The sequence below is a fragment of the Methylophilus sp. TWE2 genome (genome assembly GCF_001183865.1).
Classification (GTDB): Bacteria; Pseudomonadota; Gammaproteobacteria; order Burkholderiales; family Methylophilaceae; genus Methylophilus.
In genome coordinates, this window is sequence record NZ_CP012020.1 from 2,685,788 (window position 1) to 2,710,045 (window position 24,258).

The following is a 24,258-nucleotide window of genomic DNA, read 5'->3' on the forward strand; positions in this document are numbered from 1 at the left end:
ATCCTCTATTTATGCCTTGTGAAAGCACAAAAAGGGCATAAAATACGAATTACTTTAGGCGTTCACCAGTCAAACCGACAATGACCAACATTCCTTCACAATTGATAGACCAGTTTGGCCGACGTGTGGATTATATCCGCCTGTCGATCACTGACCGTTGTGATTTTCGTTGCCAATACTGCATGGCCGAAGACATGACTTTTTTGCCGCGCGAGCAAGTCCTGTCACTCGAAGAATGTGCACGTCTTGTTAAACTCTTTGTCCGTATGGGCGTACGCAAAGTTCGCGTGACAGGAGGGGAACCCCTGGTACGCAAAAACGCCATGTGGCTGTTTGAAGAAATCGGCCATTTACCAGGACTGGATGAGTGTGTACTTACCACCAATGGTGGCCAATTGGATAGATACGCCATTGACTTAAAAAACGCTGGCGTCAAACGCATTAATATTTCCATCGACAGCCTGCAAGAAGACCGTTTTAAAACCATCACGCGTGTGGGTGCGCTTTCAAAAGTGCTGACCGGACTGGATGCCGCGATTGCGGCTGGTTTCGACAATATCAAGATCAATACGGTGCTGATGCGCGGCATCAATGAAGACGAAGCAGAAGCGCTGGTAAGCTTCGCTATTCATAAACAGGTGGATATCAGCTTTATTGAAGAAATGCCTTTGGGCGAAGTGAATCATGACCGTGAACAAAGCTGCGTCAGTAATTCAGACACCCTGGCCCTGTTAAAAAGTAAGTTCTCACTCACACCTAGCACGCACCGTACAGGTGGTCCGGCCCGTTATTGGCAAGTCAATGGTCATGCCACCAAAATCGGGTTTATTTCTCCGCATAGCCATAACTTCTGCGAAAGTTGCAACCGTGTTCGCATCACTTGCCAGGGAGAGCTATTCCTGTGCTTGGGGCAAGATCATCAGGTGAATCTGATGCCCTTACTGCGCGACCATCCTGATGACGACCAGCCATTAGTTGACGCCATACTGCATGGCATGCGTATCAAACCACAAGGCCATGACTTTGATTTGCGCCGAGCAGCGCCTGCGGTAGTACGTTTTATGTCTCATACAGGTGGTTAATGCAGATTACCGCAGTGATTCTGGCCGGTGGCCGCGGTATGCGTATGGGTGGCGTGGATAAGGGGCTGGTAGATTATCAAGGCCAGGCCATGATTGAACATGTACTATCCCGCATGACGCCGCAAGTCGATCAAGTCATGATTAACGCCAATCGGAACCTGGACCGCTATCAACAATACGGTGTTCCGGTGATCACCGATGAGACCGACCAGTTTGATGGCCCGCTGGCTGGCATGCAGGCTGGCATGCGTCATGCCAAGCATGACTGGGTACTCAGTGTGCCTTGCGATTCGCCTTTATTGCCCTTGGACCTAGCAAATCGGCTGAGCCAGGCCATACAAACCATGCAAGCCCTCTCCCATCCGCCCTCCATCCTAGCCATCGCCCGAAGTGCCAGCGGCACGCATCCCGTGTTTTGCCTCATGCCACGTCAACTGGGCAATGATCTGGATGCCTTTCTGCAAAGCGGCCAGCGCCGTGTCAGTGCCTGGCAAGACAGGCATCCGCATGTATTTGTGGACTTCAAGGACGAGCAAGCGTTTACTAACATCAACCAGCTTCAGCAGACATGAATATGAATAACCAAGATCTTTTACAGCAGCTGGCTAGCAACCCTTCTTGCGCAGACGACTATGACCCGAATGCCATGTCAGTGACGCAAGCACGCCAGTATATCCAGCAATTTCTGTCTCCCGTGCAGGAAATCGAGACCGTTCCGATCAAGCAGTCTTTGGGCCGTACGCTCGCCGCACCCATTATTTCTGCCATCAATGTCCCAGGGCACAACAATTCCGCCATGGATGGTTTTGCCTTCAGACATGCTGAGGCGGCACAGCCGTTGAAAATAGCTGGCACAGCCTTGGCTGGCAAGCCATTTACCGGATCGCTGCCTCCAGGTGGTTGCATCAAAATCATGACAGGTGCCGTGATTCCAGCTGACGTAGATACCGTGGTCATGCAGGAACATACTTCTACACAAGGTGACATGGTGACGTTGAGCAAGGTCCCGCCATTGGGTGCCAATATTCGCCTGGCCGGGGAAGATATCTCCATCGGTCAAACCGTGCTAGCTTGTGGTCATCAGATGCATCCGGCCGACATGGGCCTGCTGGCCTCGCTAGGGATCGCTGAGATTCAAGTGTATCGCCAATTAAAAGTCGCTTTTTTCAGCACAGGCGATGAACTGATCAGCGTCGGCAAGCCATTGCAAACAGGCCAGATTTACGACAGCAACCGCTACAGCTTATGGGGCATGTTGCAGGCACTGGGGGTGGATGTGCATGATTTGGGAAATGTAGGCGACAACCCAGATGCATTAGAAAAAACACTGCTACAAGCAACGGCGGAACATGATGTGGTGATCACCAGTGGCGGCGTCTCTGTCGGTGAGGCAGACTTCATGAAGCAACTGTTGGCCAAACACGGACAAGTCCTGTTCTGGAAAATCAATATGAAACCGGGCCGCCCACTCGCTTATGGCAAAATTGGCCAGTCTCATTATTTTGGTTTGCCAGGCAACCCGGTCTCTACCATGGTGACCTTCTACCAGTTTGTACAGGAAGCGCTGAAATGTTTGATGGGATCCAGCAGTCCCCTCGTTCCTTCATTCAGGGTGGAATGTGTGACTGCCATCAAAAAAGCACCTGGGCGCACTGAGTTTCAACGCGGCATCCTATTCAAGGAAGGATCTGACTGGAAGGTAAAAACCACAGGCGGACAAGGCTCAGGCATATTAAGTAGCATGAGCCAAGCCAATTGCTTTATTGTGCTGGATGAACAATCAGGTACGCTAGAAGCTGGCACGCTGGTGGAGGTTCAGCCCTTTTACGGTATTTGCTAAACCCTATCTCAATCTGAAATCCTTACTCAGTCTGGCAACAACCATCAAAAATAGCTTATAGTTATGGGTCGTAGTGGGGGTTAATGATTAAGGATAGTGGCGTGCAAGCCGTTTTAAAAGAGTCAAAACAGTTCAATCATTTATTAGAGTGGTGCCTGGTTGCTTCGCTACTGATACATGCATTGTTTATGTTTACGCTGCCCAAGCCGGACTACGACCTGCCGCCACCCCAAAAGCAGGAAATTCGTATTGAGCTGGTGAAAGAACAGCCGCCAGTGCCTGTGCAGCCCGCGGCCGAGCCTGAGCCTACACCACCCAAGCCACTCCCGGAGCCTCCTAAACCAAAGCCGACACCGGTGAAACAAGAGCCCAAACTCACTAAACAAGAGCCGGTACCGCAAAAACCCACACCAGTCCCCGAACCTGTCGTGGAAGCTCCTCGCCCGGCTGTTGAGTCCCACACACCACCAGTGATTGCTGCCAAACCGACTGTCAGCGAAGCAAGACCGGAAGTGGTCGTTCCGCCCCCGGCTCCGCCAGCACCCCCACCTGAACCCATCAAAGTAGGGCCCAGTGAAGGTGATATTGAGGCGGCACGCAATGCCTTCAGAAATGCAGCCCATAGAGAGCTCAAGAAAAACCAGCGCTACCCCAGAATTGCCCAAGACAGGGGCATTGAAGGAGACGTAAAGTTAAGCATCAATATTGATGAACACGGCAATATCACTGGCATCGAAATCGTGGAGTCCAGTGGTAACAAAGCCATTGATCATGCAGCAATGACAGCTGCGCAAAAGTCTCAATTAAAACCGCACTTCAACGAAATACTGCGTGGCAAAATCAATAATATTATTGTCACGGTCAGCTTCAAACTGACCAGTTAACTCCTTCATGTTTTTCCAGCGTACATCTTCATCAGCTCACGGTGCTCACGACAAGCCGCTCCGGTACCTGCTCTTATTTCATGACCTGTATTTCATTGCCCTTATCATTCTGGCCGTCGCAAGTGGCGGCTATGGTATTTACCTATGGGACAAAGCATCCGCGCAATCACAGCGCATTAATTTCGTGATTCAGGAAATTTACCTGGTGCGTGGCGACCTTTACCGACAGACCAAGGAATTATTCGACGCTTTTTTCTTGCAGGAAGAAAATGCCTTGCATGAATATAACCAATACACTACCTCCATCCTTGCGCATCTGGAACGTCTCCAAAACATTGCAATTGATCAGCAGGAACGCGAAGCACTCATGGAAATTGAGCGCAAATACCGCAGCCTGGTGAACGAAGCGCCTGCTCTGTTCTATCGCTATCAAAACAATCCTAACCGCAAAGCACAAAAGTCTATTTACCAGGATATTGAAACCGGGATATTCCGGCATTATGAGGAGGTTTCCAAGCGGGCAGAATACCTGCTCATGGTTAAACAAGAGGAAATCAAACACCGTTTAGATGATGCCAGAAGCAACTCGATTGCCGTACTATCCATGCCGTTGATACTTGGCTGCATCCTCATTATCTATTCCCGTCGGATTTTGAAAAACTCTATCGTCAGGCCGATTAATGACATCATGCAAGCCACCAATGCCATCAGTGCTGGCAATCTGAGCCACCAGGTGCCGGAAGCTGGCGCAGAAGAACTGGCAGTCCTTTCCCGGGAAATCAATAAAATGGCTGAAGACCTGGCCGCCAGCCGCGACGCACTGGTTAAAAGTGAGAAACAGGCCGCGCTTGGCTTACTGGTCCCCATGCTCGCCCACAACATCCGCAACCCACTGGCTAGCATCCGCGCCACGGCACAAGTGATTGATGACCCGCTGCTGGATAAAGATACGCAGGAGTCCATCCAAGGGATTATGCACACGGTAGATCGCCTGGAGCGGTGGACTGGCAGCCTGCTGTCTTACCTGCATCCGATCAAACCCATGCTCAATCAGTTGCTACTGTCTTCCATTGTGCAGGGAGCCGTTTCGACCTTGCAACCCAAACTCGACGAAAAGCAGATCGCAATCATAGAAGACAGTGCAAACGTCAAACAACTGATCCTCACCGACGAGCATTTGCTGGAACAAATGCTTTATAACCTGCTTCTCAATGCAGCTGAAGCATCGCCCAAAGGCGCTGAAATCAAGATTTTGTGTAGCCTGGCGAATAATCTTTTAACGCTGGTGATGATTGACCAGGGGCCGGGCATGCCGTTTAAACCAGATCCACATGCCCTCACCCCAGGACCAACAACCAAACGATTCGGTACCGGCCTGGGCATTCCGTTTGCGTTCAAGGTCTGCGAAGAACTGGGGGGTGCCATGTCCTTTGAAAGCGATGCGGGTAGAGGCACTCGTATTACCATTACATTGCCACAGTAATATGCCTACCAGCCACTGTAATTAAATTTGCGTTTTGTGCTTGCTTAATTTTGTATTTTTATCAACAATGTGATTAAGTGATTGTCATGACTACTATGTTGAATTCACCTGTTCCAGAACTCTCCTTACCGGCTACCTCCAGCCTGCAATTTAATAGCAAAGACTATTTGGGTAAGTTTCTTGTTCTCTATTTTTACCCCAAAGATGCAACGCCCGGCTGTACCACACAGGGCATGCAGTTCCGCGATATGCATGATCAGTTTGCCGCAGCCAATGCTGTCATCTTTGGCATTTCACGCGACAGCCTGAAATCCCATGAAAACTTCAAAGCCAAGTACAGTTTTCCTTTCGAGCTGATTTCTGACAGCGAAGAAACCGCTTGCCAGGCCTTCAATGTGATCAAAATGAAAAACATGTACGGTAAACAGGTACGTGGCATTGAGCGCAGCACATTTCTTGTTAACCCACAAGGCATCATCGTCCGCGAGTGGCGGGGTGTCAAAGTGGATGGTCATGCCGCTGAGGTATATGCCAGCATCCAGTCTTCCCACTCATAAAGTGATTTTCTATGGCACGTGCTCCACACACCAAGCTGTTTGTTCTTGATACTAACGTCCTGATGCACGACCCATCGTCGCTGTTCAGGTTTGAAGAGCATGATGTCTATTTGCCAATGGTGACATTGGAGGAACTAGACAACAATAAAAAGGGATTAACTGAAGTCGCCCGCAACGCGCGCCAGGCAAGCCGCTTTCTTGAAGAAATCATCGGCAGCATAGAGACAGACAAACTGGAAGAAGGCTGCCCCCTTGGTATTCAGGGAAATCGTCACCTCACCGGCAAGCTATTCTTCCAGATGGAACATGTGCCGACAGACCTGCCAGGCCTCGCAGGTAGCAAGGCCGATAACCAGATTATCGGTGTCGCCCTGGCACTAAAAAAACAACACTCTAAACGCAGTGTGATCCTTGTTAGCAAGGATATCAATATCCGGATTAAAGCCCGTGCCATGGGCGTGCCGTCTGAAGATTACTTCAATGACAAGGTGCTGGAAGACAGCGACATGCTGTATACCGGCTTACGCGAGTTGCCAGAAGACTTCTGGGAATCCCACAGTAAGGATATGCATTCATGGCAAGAGTCTGGCCGCATGTTCTATAAAATCAGCGGGCCTATCGTCAAGTCGCTGCTGGTCAATGAGTTTGTGTTTTACGAATACAACAAACCGTTCCATGCCATCGTACGCAAAATTGAAGACAACTCTGCCGTGTTGGAAGTGATACAGGATCACCAGAATCCTAAACACAGCGTTTGGGGGATCACCGCCCGCAATCGTGAGCAGAACTTCGCCCTGAATTTGCTCATGGATCCTGACATTGATTTTGTCACTTTGCTGGGTCAGGCCGGTACCGGTAAAACCTTGCTGACACTGGCAGCGGCGCTGACGCAAACACTGGACAAGAAACGCTACTCCGAAATCATCATGACTCGCGTCACCGTTCCGGTCGGCGAAGATATTGGTTTCTTGCCAGGCACGGAAGAAGAAAAAATGGCACCATGGATGGGTGCGCTCGAAGACAACCTCGACGTGCTGAACAAAACGGATGAAGATGTTGGTGAATGGGGTCGCGCCGCAACGCAAGACCTGATCCGTACACGCATAAAAATCAAGTCGCTGAATTTCATGCGTGGCCGCACCTTCCTTAACAAGTTTTTAATTATAGACGAAGCGCAGAACCTCACACCCAAGCAGATGAAAACACTGATTACGCGTGCGGGACCGGGTACAAAAGTCGTTTGTTTAGGTAACATTGCCCAAATTGATACGCCTTACCTCACCGAAGGCAGCTCTGGCCTGACTTATGTGGTGGACCGCTTCAAGAACTGGTCACATAACGGCCACATTACGCTGGTTAGAGGTGAGCGCTCACGCCTGGCAGACTTTGCGGCAGAGGTCTTGTAGACACTCGTCTGCTCGTTTGTCATGGTTAAAGGCTTTTATACCTTACTGATTGCCCAATTCCTATCGGCAATCGCAGACAATGCGCTCCTGTTTGCAGCGATTGCCTTGCTGGCCAAACTTAACGCGCCTAGCTGGCACGAACCGTTGCTGCGGGAGTTCTTCGTCATCTCCTACATCCTGCTGGCGCCTTTTGTCGGCCCATTTGCCGATGCCCTGCCCAAAGGACGCGTCATGTTCCTGAGCAATGGTCTGAAGTTTATTGGCTGTTTCATGGCACTGATAGGCGTACCCCCTCTGTATGCCTATGCCATGGTTGGTGTTGGTGCGGCAGCTTACTCCCCTGCCAAATACGGCATCCTCACGGAGATGCTCCCCTCCCACTTGCTGATCAAAGCTAATGCATGGATGGAAGGCACGACTGTGACCGCCATTATCCTGGGGCCAGTGCTTGGATCCACCCTTTCAGCCAACAACCCCTACATCGGTATCGCATTCATCATGCTGCTGTATTTACTTGCGGCCGGGTTTAATTATTACATTCCCAAAGTACCTATCGACCATCAAGTTGAACAAAAGACCTTGCGGTTTTTACTCAAAGACTTCTGGCACGCGTTTATTACACTCTGGAAAGATCCACAAGGCCAAGTTTCGCTGGCAGTGACAACATTGTTTTGGGGCGCAGGTGCCACATTACAATTTGTCGTATTGCAGTGGGCAGATATCAGGCTAGGCTTTTCACAGCAGCAAGCCACATATCTGATTGCCATTCTGGCAGTCGGTATCGCAGTTGGCTCGGTGGTTGCATCGCGTTATGTCCAATTGGAAAACGCGGTCAAGGTCCTGCCTGCCGGTATTTATATGGGAATACTGGTCATGAGCATGATAGTCATCCACAGCCCCATCCTTGCAGGAGTATTACTCTTCGTCATCGGCATCCTGTCAGGTTATTTTCTGGTACCGCTGAACTCCCTTTTACAGCATAGAGGACATCATTTACTGGGTGCCGGGCATTCAATTGCCGTGCAAAACTTTAACGAAAACATAGGCATACTGCTACTATTGGGCGCTTACACCTGGATGGTAGGTGCCAAACTTGACATCAATACCATCGTGGCTATCTTCGGCGTATTTATTATTATAAGCATGTCCCTCATTACATTGGTCTACCGAAAACAGATTAAACATTGAGATGAACAATGCACTGCTAAAAAATAAAAGGGCGCTAAAGCGCCCTTTTATTTAGCCTAGTTTTAGTGCAGTTTTACATGCGGCTCAGTGCGTCTTGAAATGATACGGCCTATGGTATGTACAATCACAGCAAAAATGCCATGCAAAGCCATCAAGTGCATTTTGTATAACGAGCGATACATCACACGCGCAAACAGCCCTTGAATATACATGCTGCCACCAGCCACAGCCCCCATCAGGCTACCTACCGTTGAGTATTTACCCAGGTTCACCAATGAACCGTAATCATGGTAATGGAACTCCGGCAATTGTGATTTACCAGCGACACGTGCCTTCACTGTTTTTACCAGCAAGGAAGACTGCTGATGTGCGGCCTGAGCACGTGGCGGGACCGTCGTATCATGCCCCAACCATGGACAAGCAGCACAATCACCAAACGCAAAAATATTTTCATCACGTGTCGTTTGCAGGTTTTGGTTTACAACCAACTGATTAATTCTGTTAGTTTCCAAACCATCAATATCCTTCAGAAAGTCAGGTGCCTTGATCCCCGCCGCCCATACCACCAGTTCAGCCGGAATTGTACGGCCACTGTGCGTTGTGATGCCTTTGGGTGAGACCTCAGTGACACGCTCACCGGTAAACACGTTGACGCGCAACTTGCGTAACTCGACATCTACCGCATAAGATAATTTTGGCGGCAGGGCAGGTAGTATTCGGTCACTAGCTTCAATCAGTGAGATCTTAACATCACGGTCTGCGTCAATTTTGTCCAGACCATAAGCGGCCAGCTCACGTGTGGTGTTGTGTAGCTCAGCGGCAAGCTCAACACCGGTAGCTCCGGCACCTACAATCGCAACTTCCAGCTGGCCGGGTTTCAACGGCTCTGGCTGTGTCTGGGCACGCAATAAGGCATTATGCAGATATCGATGGAATTTCTGCGCTTGTTCCTGGGTATCCAAGGCCATCGAATACTCACGCGCGCCTTTGATCCCGAAATCATTGGTCGTACTTCCCACTGCAATAATCAATGTATCGTATTTAAATGAACGGCGCGCAATAATCTCATTACCATCTTCGTCATAAACTGGTGCCAGGAACACTTCTCGAGTGCTACGATCCAGGCCATCCATACGTCCCAGACGGAATTTAAAATGATGCCAGTGTGCCTGAGCCAAATACTCCAGCTCATGCCGATCCGGGTCCATGCTGCCAGCTGCGATTTCATGCAGCAATGGCTTCCAAACATGGGTCCTGGTGGCATCTATCAGCGTAATACGGGCTTTTTTCTTTTTGCCCAGTGAATCACCCAGTTTGGTCGCTAATTCCAGGCCACCAGCACCGCCACCAACAATGATGACATGGTGTAAATCATTTTCGTCTGTTACGCTCACGCTTCGATCCTTCAATAAAAAAGCGCGCCTGCCGTACTGCCAAGCGCGCACAACACTTCAAAATACCGTTATTCGTTACCAGTAATTTTGGCATGGCTACGGATAAAGGCGATGACTTTCAATACATCATCTGGCTTCAATCCATCATCGGGTGCCATCAGGCCAAATCCTTTCGCACCCATCCCACCATTGGTGCCATGCCAAATGGTTTCAAACATACCTTTATTGGTTGCATTTTTAGCGTAGCGGAAATTCTCACCTATCAAGCCAGGTCCCACTGCGCCTTCACCGTGTCCACCGTGGCAAGCCACACACGAAAACAGGTTAAACTTTTTCTTCCCTTCTTTGATGGCCTCTTCGTTGCCAATATAAGGGTTTTTACCAGTAGCCAAAAATTCCTTGGCGGCCGGTGTATCAAACATTTTTTGATCAATTTCCAGAGGCTGACCATCCTGCGTTGTCACAAACTGGATAGCCTTCACATCGCCACCTGTATCCGCAGCTGCACCAGATGATTGGCCATCCTTACTACATGCCACCACCAATGTCGCCAGCAACGCCATTAAAAGCATATTTCTCATCTTTACCCCCATCTTTCCATGTATCCAAATGTTCTTTGAAATAAAACGGTTTTTAATTGTTTTTTATAATCAAACCGACTGCATTTATTGTGCCACAAAAACAAAAAACGGTCACCTCAGTGACCGTTTTTATTCGCAACGAATTTACTCGTTACCTGTCGTGCCTACATTGCTGTTGCTACGAATGTAAGCAATCACCTTCAGCAATTCATCTGGTTTAATACCATCATCTGGAGCCATCAAGCCATAGCCTTTAGCACCCATACCACCGTTAGTGCCGTGCCAGATAGTTTCAAACATCCCTTTGTTAGTTGCGTTTTTCGCATAACGGAAGTTTGCACCGATCAAGCCTGGACCGACAGCACCTTCACCTTTACCACCATGACAGGCGACGCAGGAATACAGGTTGAAAATTTTCTTGCCTTTTTTAATGGCTTCATCGTTACCGATGTATGGGTTTTTACCAGTCGCCAAGAATTCTTTAGCAGCGTCTGTATCAAACATTGCTTTGTCGATGTTGATGGTTGAGCCGTCTTGAGTAGCTGAAAATGTAATATCAGCCATTGCACCCGTGGCAAATGCCATCAAGGAAATCAACAATGCTGATTTAAAAGTGTTGCCTAACATGTTTTCTCCTAATCCTAAACAAAATGAGCGACGTTAACATCCATCCCAACCAAAATATTAACGTATGCTCATTTAACGAATCGTTCCAGAAACGGTTGACGAATTTTTCCGAATCTCTGCACAGAAACTTTCACTCACCCATCTCAAAACAAGCCAATGATTCTACTGTGTTTTTTTTAGATTGTCATCAGTGACTGCCTGTTTTTAAAACTTTTCCGCCATGCCTGTTACTTTTTATACACACTATCACCTTCAACTACTGGCACAGTTGGAATGCCGTAATCTTTCAGGATCGCATCAATCTTGTCCTTATTACGCTCGAGCGCTTCGTTGATCATCTTGATACGATCCTTGTCCTTCATACGCACGGCAACCGAAATGTTCCAGTATTCTTTACCCTTGAGGTTCACCTTGTTGTATTCAGGAATCAGGCGCACCTCTAAAGGCACTTTTGATTGCTTGGCAAAATAACCTGCAATCGGCCCCCACATCACAGCAACATCAATATCACCTTTGACCAGATCATCAATAATAAAGCTGGTGGGTAAATTCAGGTCACGTTGCAAACGATATGGGCGTGCATTCGTCATCAAACCATAATCATTCAAAGGAATAGTTGCTGGACTCTTGTCAACAATACCAATGATGCCCTTTTTCAGATCTGGGGAATCCCAGTTATTAATGTCGTAGTTACTGTCTTTACGCCAGACAAACACATGGCCGGAACGATAGTAAGGTTTGGAGGTTCTCAAGCCATCAAAGTCAGAGGTCATACCGATAATCACATCACATCGCATCGCATTGATGGTATTACGCAAAAAGCCCTGGCGATTGTATGCATATTGAAAGGTCAATTTCTTACCGAGATCATCAGCCAGTACTTTAGCGATCTTGTCTTCAAAGCCTTCCAGCTTGATATTGGAGTATGGCATATTATCCGGGTCTGAACAGACCTTGAACTCTGACTCATCCGCGACACGACGTATTTCACCAATACGGCCTTCGTCCGGGTTAATGGACGGGATATCAATTTCTTCAGCAAACACCACACTTTGTGTGGCAAACATCATCGCAAACGCACCCAGAATATTCCATGTAATTCTCATTTTGACTTCATCCTTTTTTGTGATTGTTTCCTGTCGTTTTTTGAACTTATTCACCGGCAAAAGTTCGATTAACTCACGACAAACGCAGCAATCTTATCGCGAATACGTATGCATTTGTAGAGAAACACTACTTAATTATTCATTCATAATTTTGAATCATGATATTCATGAAAAAAAACACCCTGCCGAAGCAGGGTGTTGAGGAGTCAACGTATTACTACGTGTAACTTAAGACTAGCTCAAATTACAGTGAGAAAACGTTCAGTGCACCGCCGCCAGGAGCAGCGTTGTACTTGGTCAACTCTTTGTAGCCACCAGCAGCACCCAGTGCGTCGGTGTCGTTGGTCATACCCAAGTTCATCGCAACACCAGCCCAACCGCCGATACCGGACAGTACGCCAACGTATTGTTTACCCTTGTTGCCGTATGTGAATGCGTTACCAATCACGCCGGAACCAACTTGGAATTTCCACAGTTCTTTACCGTTTTGTGCATCAACAGCTTTGAACCAACGATCCAAAGTACCGTAGAACACGATGTTAGAAGCTGTAGTCAGAGCACCGCCCCAAGCAGAGAACTTCTCTTTGTTGTACCAAACTTTTTTGTTGGTCATTGGGTCGTAAGCACCGAAACCACCCATCACGCCGTCTGGACCAGCAAACATGGTCAGTGTCGCACCAACCCATGGTTGACCAGCAACGTATTTGGACTCAACTGGCTCGTATGTCATACATACGTGGTTCAATGGTGTGTACATCAAACCAGTTTTTGGAGAGTAAGCAGCTGGCTGTTGGTCTTTAGTACCCAGAGCCGCTGGGCAAACACCCTTAGCGTTGTAGTCTTGGTGAGTAGAAGCAGATGCCAGTTTGTTAGGCACACCTGTTTTCAGGTCAACATCAGTTGCCCAGTTAACGAATGGGTGCACTTTTTCAGCAGCTACCAATGTGCCGTTACCAGCTTGCCATGTGTAGATGAAACCGTTACGGTCATGGTGCCATGCGTATGTTTTGCCACCTTTGTCGAACAGGATCACTTCGTTAATACCGTCGTAGTCCCACTCATCGTGTGGAGTCATTTGCATGCCCCATTTAGCCACGCCAGTGTCCAAATCACGAGCAAAAATTGTCATGGACCATTTGTTGTCGCCTGGACGTACATCTGGGTTCCATACGGATGGGTTACCAGTACCGTAGTAAACCAGGTTTGTACGTGCATCATATGGCCACCAGCCCCATACGGAACCACCACCATGCTGCCAGCCGTCTTTCACAGCTTGTGGTTTCAACCAAGTACGTGTACCCAGTTCTTTTTCACCAACTTTGATGCTGTCGTTAGCCAGTTTTTTGAAGGAACCGCCTTGTTTGTTACCGCCGTTTACATCTTCGTAAACTGACAGAGCACTGTAAGATGGATTTTCCTTGTTGAAGTCAGCACCGATCAATACTTCGCTGTCTGGACCTGTAGAGTAAGCTTTCCATGCCAAAGAACCATCTTTCAGGTTGTATGCAGCGATAAAGCAACGTACGCCGAATTCAGCACCTGAACAACCGGTCAATACTTTGTCTTTGATTACGTGTGGCGCGTTGGTGTTAGTTGCACCGACTTTTGGATCAGTGTTTTTAACATCCCATACTTTAGCACCAGTTTTTGCATCTAAAGCAACCAACATACCGTCGTTTTGTTGCAGGTAGATTTTACCATCGCCGTAGCCCAGACCACGAGAAACGTTGTCACAGCACAGAACTGCTTGAACGCTTGGGTCTTGTTTAGGGAAATAAGACCAAACGATTTTTTGGTTATCGTTCAAGTCCAAAGCATATACGTTGTTTGGGAAAGCAGTATGAACATACATCATGTTGCCCACAACCACTGGTGAACCTTCGTGACCACGGTTTACACCAGTCGCAAATGTCCAAGCAGCTTTCAGGTTTTTAACGTTGCCTTTGTTGATTTGAGCCAAGGCACTGTAACCGTTGTTGTTATGTTGACCACGTGGGTGAACCCAGTTGTTTGAATCTTTCATTGCAGCTTCTTGGTCTGCAGCTGCGAAAGCAACCATTGGCAATGCTGCCACCAGACCCAAGGCCAGTTTGATTTTGTTAACTTGCATATTGATCTCCAAAGTTAGTACTAAGGGTTTAATATAAGTACACATTTAATTTTGCCAACACTAGGATCAGCACAATTAAATTTTAGCGCATACTTTACACATTAATGGTTAGGGAAAAACTCCTGATTGATCGTGGAATTTATCACTTACCGCATGTGAGGATTGCAATATAGAACAATTTGTTTTCAATTGCAACAGTTTGGTTACAAATTGGTTACAATTTTTTCGAATTATTTTTCGTTAGTTTTTTGCCACCTTTTTTATTCATTTTTTCTCAATAAAAATCATATAGTTAAGAAAATAAACCATGACAACATCCTCCCTGCACCCCGAATGCCTGCCTTATAACCAGACTGTCATTCCTGTTACAACCACACACTCTATTTATGTAGAGGAATGTGGCAATCCAAATGGCATGCCTGTCATTTTCTTGCATGGCGGCCCAGGCAGTGGATGCAATCCGGCTCAAAGACGCTTTTTCGATCCAAACTATTATCGGATCATCCTGTTTGATCAGCGCGGTTGCGGCCGTAGCCAGCCCGCTGGGGAAACGAGAGAGAACAACACACAGGCCCTGGTCGCAGATATTGAAACCATACGAAATTACCTGCAGATAGAACGCTGGCATGTATTTGGTGGGTCGTGGGGCAGCACACTCGCGTTAGCATATGCCAACACCCACCCCACACTGGTGGTTAGCCTGACGTTACGAGGCATATTTCTTAGCAGGCCACATGAAATCCGCTGGTTTCTCGGGCAGGTAGCTCTATTTTTCCCGGAAGCCTGGCAGACCTTGCTGGCACCCGTCCCCACCAGCCAGCGGGAAAATGTCCTGGATTACTACGCGAGCCTGGTGTTTGATGAAGATATCTCCATCAGCATTCCGGCAGCCATACGCTGGAACGCTTTTGAAGCGAGCATCATGAGCCTCATTCCAAAGATGGACAGTGCTGAGGTGAATGGCGCAGTTGAATTGGCACGTGCAAGGGTGCAAATCCACTACATACAACATTTATGTTTCGTCGATGGTGATGAGATGTTAAAGACTGCAGCCAAGCAGCTAGCTGCCATCCCGACGACCATTGTGCAGGGTCGTTATGACATGGTATGCCCGCCACAAACTGCCTGGGAACTCGCACAGGCCTTACCGCATGCAAGTTTGGTCATGGTACCCGATGCCGGACATTCGGCAATGGAACCTGGTACTTGCCAGGCTTTACTGGCAGCGACCGAGCAATATAAACGGTTGGCTGCATAATTGATCGCAAAGTGGAACGGACTTTATGCAATCTGCCTCATGGAAACTGTTGCTACAGCAATGGCTAAATGCAAAACAGCGTCTATTGTCTTATCGCTACTGCACGCCGCTATTTGTCGTTCATACTACCTTGCAAGGGGTCACCAGGCACCGCCTGATGGGGCTGGCTGCAGCACTCTCATTTTATGCGTTGTTTGCCCTGATCCCGTTGATCGTGCTGATTTTCTTTTTAATCAGCCACCTGGTGTATTCATCTGATTACGCAATTGTAAAACTGGCCATACTCACCAGCAATCTGCTGCCGGAATTCAGCCAGCGTATCATGGTCGAGGTTTATCACAATACACGCACCAAGGCAGGCTGGGGAGTGATTGGTTTCCTGATCTTGTTATGGACGATTACGCCCCTCGCAGCCTATATGCGATCAAGCTTTCATCTGATTGCGAGCCGCAATGATGCCAACTCGTTCTGGTATAAGAAATTTCATGATGTGATGGCCGTGCTGGGTGTTCTACTCGTCTTTTTTTTATTTACTGCTGCGGGCTTTGTGCTGGAAAGCATGATTGTTTTTTTAGCCAACCACCTCCCGGCAACATTCATCAACCATGTCGGCTCCATCCTCTCACTCACCTTGACGACATTGCTGATTGCTGGCTTTTATCATGCGTTTTCCCCGCTCCAGGTACACTGGCGCCACCTCTTGCTTTCAGCTTTTCTAACTGCAAGTCTATGGATGCTCATGCGGCCGGCTTTTGGCTTGTTTTTGAGTTTGAACAAGAACTTTGGGGCTGTATTTGGCAGCATGAAAGCCATGTTTATCTCCATCAGTTGGCTATATCTGAATTTTGCCGTATTTTTAATTGGCATCGAATTGATGGTGACACTCAAGCAAAAAGACGTTTTGCTATTGAAAGGCCTGTTCGACGACATTCCCAATCAGCAGCATTATTTGCAGGCGCTGATGCAGACCTATGGACAGACTTATACAGAGGGCCAGTATGTGTTTAAAGAAGGGGATGCGAACCACCATTACTACATGGTGATAGATGGCACACTACATTTAAACCAGCAGCAAGCAGATGGCACCGATAAAACATTGCGCATTCTGCAGTATGGTGATTTTTTTGGCGATATTGCTTTGTTTTCATCCATGCCAGTGACTGCCAGCGCAGTGGTTGTTTCGCCCCAAGCCTCCGTGATAGAGATTGAGGCCGACGTCATGGAAAACCTGCTCATTGAAGATCCGAAAATTGCCGTGCGTCTGCTAAAACAACTGTCTCATCATGCGCAAGTGAAGCCGGCGATGCCTATATAACCGTTGTGCTAACGATATTTGCGCCAAATCAATGCAGACAAACATTGCGAAATTGTAAGATGTGTTACAAAATTGTAACTATCTTTGGAATTTTCGCATCATGGCTGCTCCCCTTTCACAAGAGATCAATACACTGATACAACAATTGAATCACGGGCAATTTGAAACCGTGATTCAGCGCGCACGTCCTTTGGCTGCACAATATCCACGAGAATTTATTCTGCACCACCTGCTGGCATTGGCACTCGACCAAACCCAGCAATACGTGCTGGCTGCCCAGGCCTATGAAAAAGCGTTGCAACTCAACCCCAAAGCAGCAGAGCTTTGGTTCAACTATGCCATCGTCCAAACACAATTGGATGCGTTGCCAGCGGCCGAGCAGGCCTATCGCAAGGCGATTGCATTGAATCCGCAGTTCTTTGAGGCGCATGGCAACCTGGGGACGGTCTTGCAAAAGCAAGGGCGCCTGGATGAGGCCATGGCAAGTTACCAACAGGGATTGCGCATCCAGCCGCAAGACGCGCGAGGTCACTTCAACCTGGGGACAGTATTGCGTGACAAAGGACAGCTGTTGGCAGCTGTGCAGAGCTACGAGCGTGCGATTATGCTGTTTCCCAATTACGCCGATGCCTATAACAACTTAGGTGAAACCTGGCGCGACCAAGGCGATATGACCAAGGCGGTGCAATACTATCAAGAGGCCCTGCAGCGCAATCCACAACATCCCGGTGCCAATTACAACATGGGCGAGTTTTTATACCTGGCCAAACGCTTTGAAGAAGCGATCCCACATTTTGAGGCCTCTCAGCTGGATGACTGGCAAGCCCGTGTGCTTTATTGCTTATACCGGGCCGAAAAATTCGGCGCCTTCAAGCAACTACGTGACGACATTATCAAGCAAGCCCCGCATACCGCACCATTTATTGCAACATTGTCCACCCACTACAGCCTTAACCATGGCGAACCAGACCCCTACCAGTTTTGTCCGGATGGACTCTCGTTTGTTTATCACCGCAGCTTGCCTGAACTAGCGCCTGGCAGCCCGTTATTAACAGCGCTCCTGGAAAACATTGCGCAAGCGGACATCGCAGAGCGCAAGCAAGCACGCCTGACCAATGGCAAACAGTCCGCTGGCAATTTGTTCAAACGGCCCGAAGAAGCCTTCAGGACATTGGGCGAATTGGTTAAGCGGGAATTCCGTCAATATCGTGACCAATTCCAACATGCGGACTGTGCCCTGATCACCCATTTTCCGGAGACACTGGAATTTACCAGCTCATGGTATGTAAAAATGCAAAAAGGGGGACACTTGGATGCGCATATTCATGAAATCGGCTGGATCAGTGGCGCTGTTTACCTGGCAATGCCACAAACATTAGATCCACAAGAAGGTGCCTTTGAATATGGCACCCATGGCGATCATTATCCCCAATTGCATCACAATTTTCCCACGCGCTTTATCAAGCCCAATATAGGCGATATCGTCCTTTTTCCTTCATCCCTGTTTCACAGAACCATCCCTTTTAATGCGGATGCGGAACGCATTTGCGTCGCGTTTGATTTAAAACCGGCAGCACATCTGGTAAGCGCAAGAAACCAGTACTAGACCACTTGGTGAGTATACCAATCACTCCCCCAATTAACCTGAAGGCAAACCGCCTTATCAAACCGATACAGAAATTATCAGTTTTGCGGATTGTGGATTCCATGGCGCAAGGTATGATGCTTTATGGGTATAGTGCGGTCCAGGCATCATCACCGCAGCTCCCCCATTCGCGCGATTAACAACCTTAATGGAGTCCGATCAATATGAGCTCAGTTCGCCGGACATATGTATTATTATTCCTGCTCAGCATGGGCTTCATTCATATGGCTCAAGCGCAAACGGAAGACGTGCGCGCAACCAAGAGTGAATTGATCTTCAATTTAGCGCTGCTAAGCCAGGCACCGAACCGACCGCAACAGGATACATACGTCATTTGCGCCTTTGAAGAAGACATCGCCCATCTAAAAGCCACGACGCTGGAGTCACAAAAGCTGCAAAATCTGCAAATTTTTCTGGTCACAGTAAAATCCCTTGCGGATGTTAAACGTTGCAATCTGTTATTTATTCAAGACTATGTCGTACAAAAAACGCTAGAATTGCAACAGATCATTCAAAAAGATTCTGTACTAACCGTGGTCCATCGAAGCAATAAATTTTCCGAATACAGCCATGTCGAAATCAGTGAGCAGGACAAACACTATCAGTTCGCACTGCACCTCACCTCAGCAAAAGTGGCAGGTCTCGTCTTTGACACACGACTGATCAAACTGGCGACTAATATCATCAATTAATGTTCTTATGATTAGACTGCTACCTCATCTCAAAATCGCACACAAGCTACTGCTCACCGAGCTGGTGATGACATTGAGTATGTTGCTGGTATTTATTGTGTTTGCATTTGGCAGTCACTACCATAGCTTGCGCACGCACCTGATTCGAGACATTCTGGTACAAATGAATGTGGTGGCCAACTCGATTGGCCCGGCAGTCATGTTTGGAGAAGTGAGTTCCGCAGCCAAAACGCTGGAACCGCTCACCGACAACCAGAATATCCGCAGCATTGTCATTCTTAACCAGCAACAGCAGCCAATACAAAGCTTGCATCCAGAACATCCAAGAACCGCGGCCGTCTGGCAATGGCTATATCCCTTTTTTGGCGACCTGGAAATATCGACGCCGATCATCGTCAACGAAAAAAACGTTGGTAGCTTGCAAGCGACGATCAAGCAGGAACAGATCGTGGATGTGCTGATCGGCTTTGCCTGGTCAAACGCCATTGCTGTCCTGGCGGCGGCATTGACGGGCTGCCTGATCATGTGGCGACTGAACCGTAATATTATTGATCCCATCCATGCCTTGCAAACCTTCGTCAGCAATATCACGCGTAATCATCATTACGATCAGCGCGTCAAAATCACCAGCGCAGATGAGATAGGCATGCTGGGCCATGACATCAACAACATGCTGGAAAGCATACGCCAGCGTGACTCACAGCTGCAAAAAGAACTGGAACACCGCAAAATCATTGAAGAAAAACTGCAGTTTTTAGCGCATTACGATAAAAACACGCAGTTACTTAACCGTCACGCGTTTGAGGAAGCAATTACCCGCAAAATCACTGCCACGCCGGATGACCGCAAACATGTCTACCTGCTATTACTTGATCTGGACCGCTTCAAGATTGTTAACGATGCCTTTGGCCACGGCACCGGGGATAAATTGCTGCAACAAGTGGCCCATCGCCTGCGCGGCAACCTCTCACAAAAAGATGCCATTTTCCGCCTGGGCGGCGACGAATTCGCCATTCTGCTGGACGCCTCCGGACGCACGACCATAGAACAGGTCTGCAAACGCATTATCCAAACCATTTCTGCCCAGTTTATTGTCGATGATCATGAAATCCATATCGGGGTCAGTATTGGCATTGCGCTACTCAGGCCGGGCTTTGACTCAAAAACAGAGGTCATGAAAAACGCGGATGTCGCGCTTTACCAGGCCAAGGATGCTGGTCGCAATACATTTCGTTTTTATAGTGACGAAGATGAGGCTAGCACCTCTGAATTACGCACCCTGCGCGAGGAATTGCATTTTGCGTTGCAGAACCAGGAGCTGGAGCTGTATTATCAACCGATTATTCATACCCAGCAATTGAAAACCATCGGCTTTGAAGCCCTGCTGAGATGGCGCCACCCCACCAAAGGCTTGCTGGCACCAGACCAGTTCATCAGCCTGGCTGAAGGCTCAGGGCTCATTATCAGCATCGGCGCTTGGGTGATTCACCAGTCACTCAAGCAACTGGCAATGTGGCAGGAGATGTTTGACAGCGACCTGTTCATGAACGTGAATATCTCTTCACGCCAGCTCGACGACGACAGCTTGTCAAACACCATTCGCCATGCACTGGACTTCTACCGTATTGCCCCGCGGACGCTTAACCTGGAAATCACCGAGTCCATGGTGATGCGGAATATTGAATCAGCCAAACAAATCCTTTATGCACTCAAGCAACTCGGCATAGGCATTGCGATTGATGACTTTGGCATCGGGCATTCTTCCATGAATTACCTCAAGCAATTGCCCGTTGATATCCTCAAAATCGACAAACAATTTACTGCAGGGATCCCGCAGGACAAAGTGGATATCGCCATTGTGGATGCCCTGGTGGCGCTCGCGGTTAGCCTGAACCTCAAAGTAGTTGCCGAAGGTGTGGAAAGCGCGATCCAGTTTGAATATTTGCAATACAAGCTGTGCCATCATGTACAGGGCTACTTATTCAGTGCAGCACTGTCTGCCAGCCAAACCACTGTATTTATGGCCGAGTTTCCCGAGAGTATTCCGGCCATGTTTCGTAAAGTTGCGGGCTCTACAGGTTCTTAAACAAACGCGTTTTTAAAATAAGCAAGTAACAAAAAATATGTCTGGGGGAATACATGTTGCGATTTAAATCATCCTACCTTTGGCTAAGCCTGTCACTTTCTATTTACCAATTAAACAGCCATGCTGCAGGTTTTGCGCTGTCTGAGCAAAATGCAAGCGGTCTGGGCAATGCATATGCAGGTGCCGCAGCGGTGGCAGAAGATGCCAGCACGATTTTCTTTAATCCAGCGGGCATGACTTATCTGGAAGGCAACCAAATAGTAGGTGCCTTGCATTTGATTAGAACGACTGGGGATTTTGATAACAGGAACAGCCAGCCCGCTGGTGTACAACCATTGGGGAATGAAGGCGGAGATTTCGGCAGTTTAGCGGTCATCCCTAATTTTTATTACAAACAAGATATCAATGACCAATTTAAAGTCGGGATTGGCATAGGAACCCCCTTTGGGTTGAAAACCGAGTATGACAAAAACTGGCTAGGCCGCTTTCAGGCGCTTAAATCCGAGCTTAAAACCCTCAACATCAACCCTTCCTTCGCCTGGAGACTTAACGAGCAATGGTCGTTTGGCTTTGGTATCTCGGCCATGTGGGCACAAGCCGAGTTAACCAGCTCAGTCAATCTGGGCGCAACAGCTTCCACCATTAATAACAAAGGCAAAGATTGGGGATTTGGTTACAACCTGGGGGCGATTTACCAAGTCACGCCGGATACCAGGCTGGGCCTGGCCTATCGGTCAAAAGTTGAGCAACACTTGAAAGGGGATGCGCGTTCACCTTTTACTGCATTGAATGGTGTCCCTGGCAGCACCTTGAATACTGATATCACAGCCGATCTTACCTTGCCGGAAACACTTTCCCTGAGCAGTTTCAGTCGGCTGGACGAGCATTGGGATTTACTGGCAGATATCACCTGGACACGCTGGAGCCAATTCCAGACACTCAGCATTTTGCGGGACAATGGTTCAAATACCCTTATCGGGTCAACACAGGAGCATTGGAATAACACGCTGCGTTACTCTGTAGGATTGAACTATCGATATTCAGACAGCATTAAATTGCGCACTGGCGTCGCCTATGACCAAGAGGCGATTGATAATGATCGCAGAACGTCACGCATTCCTGGTAATGACCGACTCTGGCTCTCATTTGGTGCCAGCTGGCAATATAGTCCGCAGACTAGATTAGATGCTGGTTATGCACATCTTTTTATCAAAGAGGCCAGCATTTATGATGATCAGCGCACACCTGCCCCCAGCAAAGGGCTGATTGACGGCAAATATTATGGCAGCGCAGATATCCTCAGCCTCCAATTCACGCACCAGTTCTAAGCCTCATCACATCTGAAAAAACTACAAACAGCCAAACGTTTTAAAAACTGCCTGGCTGTTTGTTTTATGATTGATATACACATTTTTTTATTCGTAAGTTTCATGTAAGCCGGCTGTCATCCAACATTCACACACAAACTCGAAAATCCCTGTTCTGAAATCACCAGCAAAACCGTTTTCAAGGATAGAGGATGAACATCAAGCATTTTTTCAAACTGGCACTCCTGCCGTTAATCATCAACCAAGCATTTGCAGCCCAAACACAAACCACGACTGATACATCTATTACCACTACACAAGAATCACCTTCTCTTGTCTCCCGTTTTATGAATGATGATAATCCGTTCCGTATTAATTTCGATCTGGGCGATCATCCTTCTTATTTCCAGGTTTACGGCCTGGTGGATATTGGCCTGTCCCATATCAATCACTCTCTGCCCGAGAACTACGAGTTAGCCAATAACTTTTACCCTTATGCAGGCGCAAAAAAAACCAGCAGGGTCACGTCACGGACTAACTGGGTAAACGGTGGCTGGCAAGGGTCACGGCTGGGCTTTAAAGGTGAAGTGACCAAACTGCAGGCGTGGGACCATGACTTTAAATTCATCTACCAGTTTGAAGCTGGTTTTAACACGCTGGACATGAAGTTACATGATGCCGCACAAACACTGGCAGACAACTCTGGCACCAATGCCAACTCCAGCGTCAGCGCCAACTCCTCCATGAACGGCGAGTTGTTTACCCGGCAAGCCTGGGCGGGTGTTGATGGTGGCTCATTAGGTAAGTTGACTTACGGCACCCAATACAACCCGTTCTTTGAAATCACTGTGACCTATGATCCTAACGGCAAAGCCGATAGTTTTTCACCGCTGGGTGAGAGTGGTACTGTTGGCGGCGGCGGTGGCGTGTCAGAAAACTCTCGTATGAAAAACTCACTGAAGTATGCCAATGTGTACGAAACTGAGGATCATGACAAAATCAATTATGCCGTCATCAACCAGTTCGGTAACTCCGCCGGCACAGCTCACGGTAATGGCTATACAACGCAATTGGGCTATGAAAGCAGTGCGTTCGGCATTCAGTTGGCCTATGACAGATTCTTTGACTCCGTAAAATCAAACTCTGCTGCGCCTGGCAATCCGTTAGCGAATGACACAATCGCAGTCTCGCTGTATAACACCCAAGCCGTGTTGCTCACAGGCCGATGGATGCCAACGAAAGACCTGAAATTAATTGGCGGGATGGAGTGGTATCAATTACAACCGTCATCATCGCCTTCTATCAGTTATCACAACATCTATGATCAAACCGTGTTTGGCGGCGTGGCTACTTCGGCATTAAAACCGGGTTTCAAGCAAGATAACTATGTGTATTACCTGGGGGCCAACTTTGACTTTGCGCAACGCGTGCCTGCCCTGGCCGGACTGACAACATCGGTTGGTTACTACCTGACCAAGGCAGATGCGATTGAAGGCCCCACCGTTTCAACCAACTCGCAGGGTAAAATTGATACTTGGACGGCGATGGTGGACTATAAAATCAACAAGCGTTTCGATACTTACCTCGCCTATACCACCAACCACTTTTCAGGCGATAAATATCCAAGCGCGACAAACTATACGAATGTGACCAGCTACGGTGCCGGCTTACGTATGAAGTTCTAACTATCAGCAAAA

At 48.1% G+C, this 24,258-nt stretch carries 20 protein-coding genes; 15 read left to right on the plus strand and 5 right to left on the minus strand.

Translation table 11 applies throughout. From position 1 onward, the window contains the following. Positions 1–80 precede the first annotated feature (80 nt). The 8 genes from moaA to lplT all read left to right on the plus strand — a co-directional run bounded on the left by moaA (position 81) and on the right by lplT (position 8,440). Positions 81–1,082 (plus strand): GTP 3',8-cyclase MoaA, encoded by a 1,002-nt coding sequence (gene moaA / locus ACJ67_RS12655; RefSeq protein WP_049639377.1) that lies wholly within the window; start codon positions 81–83, stop codon positions 1,080–1,082. Then, entirely contained in the window at positions 1,082–1,654 is a 573-nt protein-coding gene (mobA, locus tag ACJ67_RS12660; protein ID WP_049639378.1) for a molybdenum cofactor guanylyltransferase MobA, read from the plus strand. Before moaA ends, mobA begins: the two co-directional genes overlap by 1 nt. 2 nt (positions 1,655–1,656) lie before the next feature. Then, complete coding sequence (gene glp, locus ACJ67_RS12665) at positions 1,657–2,922, plus strand: gephyrin-like molybdotransferase Glp (RefSeq protein WP_049639379.1); 1,266 nt, start codon at positions 1,657–1,659, stop codon at positions 2,920–2,922. Positions 2,923–3,005: 83 nt separating this feature from the next. Beyond that, positions 3,006–3,806, plus strand: a complete 801-nt coding sequence (locus tag ACJ67_RS12670; protein ID WP_197080624.1) for a TonB family protein — start codon at positions 3,006–3,008, stop codon at positions 3,804–3,806. A 7-nt stretch (positions 3,807–3,813) separates the two neighbouring features. After that, entirely contained in the window at positions 3,814–5,289 is a 1,476-nt protein-coding gene (locus tag ACJ67_RS12675) for a HAMP domain-containing sensor histidine kinase (protein ID WP_049639380.1), read from the plus strand. Between the two features lie 95 nt (positions 5,290–5,384). Then, a complete protein-coding gene (locus tag ACJ67_RS12680; RefSeq protein ID WP_049639381.1) occupies positions 5,385–5,846 on the plus strand; it encodes a peroxiredoxin in 462 nt (153 codons plus the stop codon). Positions 5,847–5,857: 11 nt separating this feature from the next. After that, positions 5,858–7,252, plus strand: coding sequence for a PhoH family protein (locus tag ACJ67_RS12685; protein ID WP_049639382.1), 1,395 nt, complete (start codon positions 5,858–5,860; stop codon positions 7,250–7,252). Between the two features lie 21 nt (positions 7,253–7,273). Continuing rightward, entirely contained in the window at positions 7,274–8,440 is a 1,167-nt protein-coding gene (gene lplT / locus ACJ67_RS12690; protein ID WP_049639383.1) for a lysophospholipid transporter LplT, read from the plus strand. Positions 8,441–8,502: 62 nt separating this feature from the next. On the opposite strand, the gene ACJ67_RS12695 is transcribed toward lplT, so the two are convergent. The 5 genes from ACJ67_RS12695 to ACJ67_RS12715 all read right to left on the minus strand — a co-directional run bounded on the left by ACJ67_RS12695 (position 8,503) and on the right by ACJ67_RS12715 (position 14,258). Next, entirely contained in the window at positions 8,503–9,834 is a 1,332-nt protein-coding gene (locus ACJ67_RS12695) for an NAD(P)/FAD-dependent oxidoreductase (RefSeq protein WP_049639384.1), read from the minus strand. Between the two features lie 68 nt (positions 9,835–9,902). Next, a complete protein-coding gene (locus ACJ67_RS12700; protein ID WP_049639385.1) occupies positions 9,903–10,415 on the minus strand; it encodes a cytochrome c in 513 nt (170 codons plus the stop codon). Positions 10,416–10,559: 144 nt separating this feature from the next. Then, positions 10,560–11,042 carry a cytochrome c gene (locus tag ACJ67_RS12705; protein WP_049639386.1) on the minus strand — a complete coding sequence of 161 codons (483 nt, stop codon included), beginning with the start codon at positions 11,040–11,042 and terminating at the stop codon, positions 10,560–10,562. A 227-nt stretch (positions 11,043–11,269) separates the two neighbouring features. After that, complete coding sequence (locus tag ACJ67_RS12710) at positions 11,270–12,148, minus strand: quinoprotein dehydrogenase-associated putative ABC transporter substrate-binding protein (RefSeq protein ID WP_049639387.1); 879 nt, start codon at positions 12,146–12,148, stop codon at positions 11,270–11,272. Between the two features lie 244 nt (positions 12,149–12,392). Beyond that, complete coding sequence (locus tag ACJ67_RS12715; RefSeq protein ID WP_049639388.1) at positions 12,393–14,258, minus strand: PQQ-binding-like beta-propeller repeat protein; 1,866 nt, start codon at positions 14,256–14,258, stop codon at positions 12,393–12,395. 307 nt (positions 14,259–14,565) lie between these two features. Between ACJ67_RS12715 and pip the strand changes: the two genes are divergently transcribed. The 7 genes from pip to ACJ67_RS12750 all read left to right on the plus strand — a co-directional run bounded on the left by pip (position 14,566) and on the right by ACJ67_RS12750 (position 24,246). Further along, positions 14,566–15,516 carry a prolyl aminopeptidase gene (pip, locus tag ACJ67_RS12720; protein WP_049639389.1) on the plus strand — a complete coding sequence of 317 codons (951 nt, stop codon included), beginning with the start codon at positions 14,566–14,568 and terminating at the stop codon, positions 15,514–15,516. 25 nt (positions 15,517–15,541) lie between these two features. Further along, positions 15,542–16,831 (plus strand): YhjD/YihY/BrkB family envelope integrity protein, encoded by a 1,290-nt coding sequence (locus tag ACJ67_RS12725; RefSeq protein ID WP_049639390.1) that lies wholly within the window; start codon positions 15,542–15,544, stop codon positions 16,829–16,831. A gap of 100 nt (positions 16,832–16,931) precedes the next feature. Next, the gene (locus ACJ67_RS12730; protein ID WP_049639391.1) at positions 16,932–18,437 is read left to right on the plus strand and encodes a tetratricopeptide repeat protein; all 1,506 of its coding nucleotides are present in this window, start codon (positions 16,932–16,934) and stop codon (positions 18,435–18,437) included. 263 nt (positions 18,438–18,700) lie between these two features. Further along, positions 18,701–19,168, plus strand: a complete 468-nt coding sequence (locus ACJ67_RS12735; RefSeq protein ID WP_231587181.1) for a YfiR family protein — start codon at positions 18,701–18,703, stop codon at positions 19,166–19,168. A 7-nt stretch (positions 19,169–19,175) separates the two neighbouring features. After that, the gene (locus ACJ67_RS12740; protein ID WP_049639393.1) at positions 19,176–21,254 is read left to right on the plus strand and encodes an EAL domain-containing protein; all 2,079 of its coding nucleotides are present in this window, start codon (positions 19,176–19,178) and stop codon (positions 21,252–21,254) included. A 53-nt stretch (positions 21,255–21,307) separates the two neighbouring features. Further along, complete coding sequence (locus ACJ67_RS12745) at positions 21,308–22,582, plus strand: OmpP1/FadL family transporter (RefSeq protein ID WP_049639394.1); 1,275 nt, start codon at positions 21,308–21,310, stop codon at positions 22,580–22,582. Positions 22,583–22,773: 191 nt separating this feature from the next. Continuing rightward, positions 22,774–24,246 (plus strand): porin, encoded by a 1,473-nt coding sequence (locus ACJ67_RS12750; RefSeq protein WP_049639395.1) that lies wholly within the window; start codon positions 22,774–22,776, stop codon positions 24,244–24,246. Positions 24,247–24,258: the final 12 nt, after the last annotated feature.

Bases quoted from the DNA above. Each gene is read 5' to 3' on its own strand.
- moaA (WP_049639377.1), top strand. From the start codon at position 81: ATGACCAACATTCCTTCACAATTGATAGACCAGTTTGGCCGACGTGTG.
- mobA (WP_049639378.1), top strand. From the start codon at position 1,082: ATGCAGATTACCGCAGTGATTCTGGCCGGTGGCCGCGGTATGCGTATG.
- glp (WP_049639379.1), top strand. From the start codon at position 1,657: ATGAATAACCAAGATCTTTTACAGCAGCTGGCTAGCAACCCTTCTTGC.
- ACJ67_RS12670 (WP_197080624.1), top strand. From the start codon at position 3,006: ATGATTAAGGATAGTGGCGTGCAAGCCGTTTTAAAAGAGTCAAAACAG.
- ACJ67_RS12675 (WP_049639380.1), top strand. From the start codon at position 3,814: ATGTTTTTCCAGCGTACATCTTCATCAGCTCACGGTGCTCACGACAAG.
- ACJ67_RS12680 (WP_049639381.1), top strand. From the start codon at position 5,385: ATGTTGAATTCACCTGTTCCAGAACTCTCCTTACCGGCTACCTCCAGC.
- ACJ67_RS12685 (WP_049639382.1), top strand. From the start codon at position 5,858: ATGGCACGTGCTCCACACACCAAGCTGTTTGTTCTTGATACTAACGTC.
- lplT (WP_049639383.1), top strand. From the start codon at position 7,274: ATGGTTAAAGGCTTTTATACCTTACTGATTGCCCAATTCCTATCGGCA.
- ACJ67_RS12700 (WP_049639385.1), bottom strand. From the start codon at position 10,415: ATGAGAAATATGCTTTTAATGGCGTTGCTGGCGACATTGGTGGTGGCA.
- ACJ67_RS12705 (WP_049639386.1), bottom strand. From the start codon at position 11,042: ATGTTAGGCAACACTTTTAAATCAGCATTGTTGATTTCCTTGATGGCA.
- ACJ67_RS12710 (WP_049639387.1), bottom strand. From the start codon at position 12,148: ATGAGAATTACATGGAATATTCTGGGTGCGTTTGCGATGATGTTTGCC.
- ACJ67_RS12715 (WP_049639388.1), bottom strand. From the start codon at position 14,258: ATGCAAGTTAACAAAATCAAACTGGCCTTGGGTCTGGTGGCAGCATTG.
- pip (WP_049639389.1), top strand. From the start codon at position 14,566: ATGACAACATCCTCCCTGCACCCCGAATGCCTGCCTTATAACCAGACT.
- ACJ67_RS12725 (WP_049639390.1), top strand. From the start codon at position 15,542: ATGCAATCTGCCTCATGGAAACTGTTGCTACAGCAATGGCTAAATGCA.
- ACJ67_RS12730 (WP_049639391.1), top strand. From the start codon at position 16,932: ATGGCTGCTCCCCTTTCACAAGAGATCAATACACTGATACAACAATTG.
- ACJ67_RS12735 (WP_231587181.1), top strand. From the start codon at position 18,701: ATGGCTCAAGCGCAAACGGAAGACGTGCGCGCAACCAAGAGTGAATTG.
- ACJ67_RS12740 (WP_049639393.1), top strand. From the start codon at position 19,176: ATGATTAGACTGCTACCTCATCTCAAAATCGCACACAAGCTACTGCTC.
- ACJ67_RS12745 (WP_049639394.1), top strand. From the start codon at position 21,308: ATGTTGCGATTTAAATCATCCTACCTTTGGCTAAGCCTGTCACTTTCT.
- ACJ67_RS12750 (WP_049639395.1), top strand. From the start codon at position 22,774: ATGAACATCAAGCATTTTTTCAAACTGGCACTCCTGCCGTTAATCATC.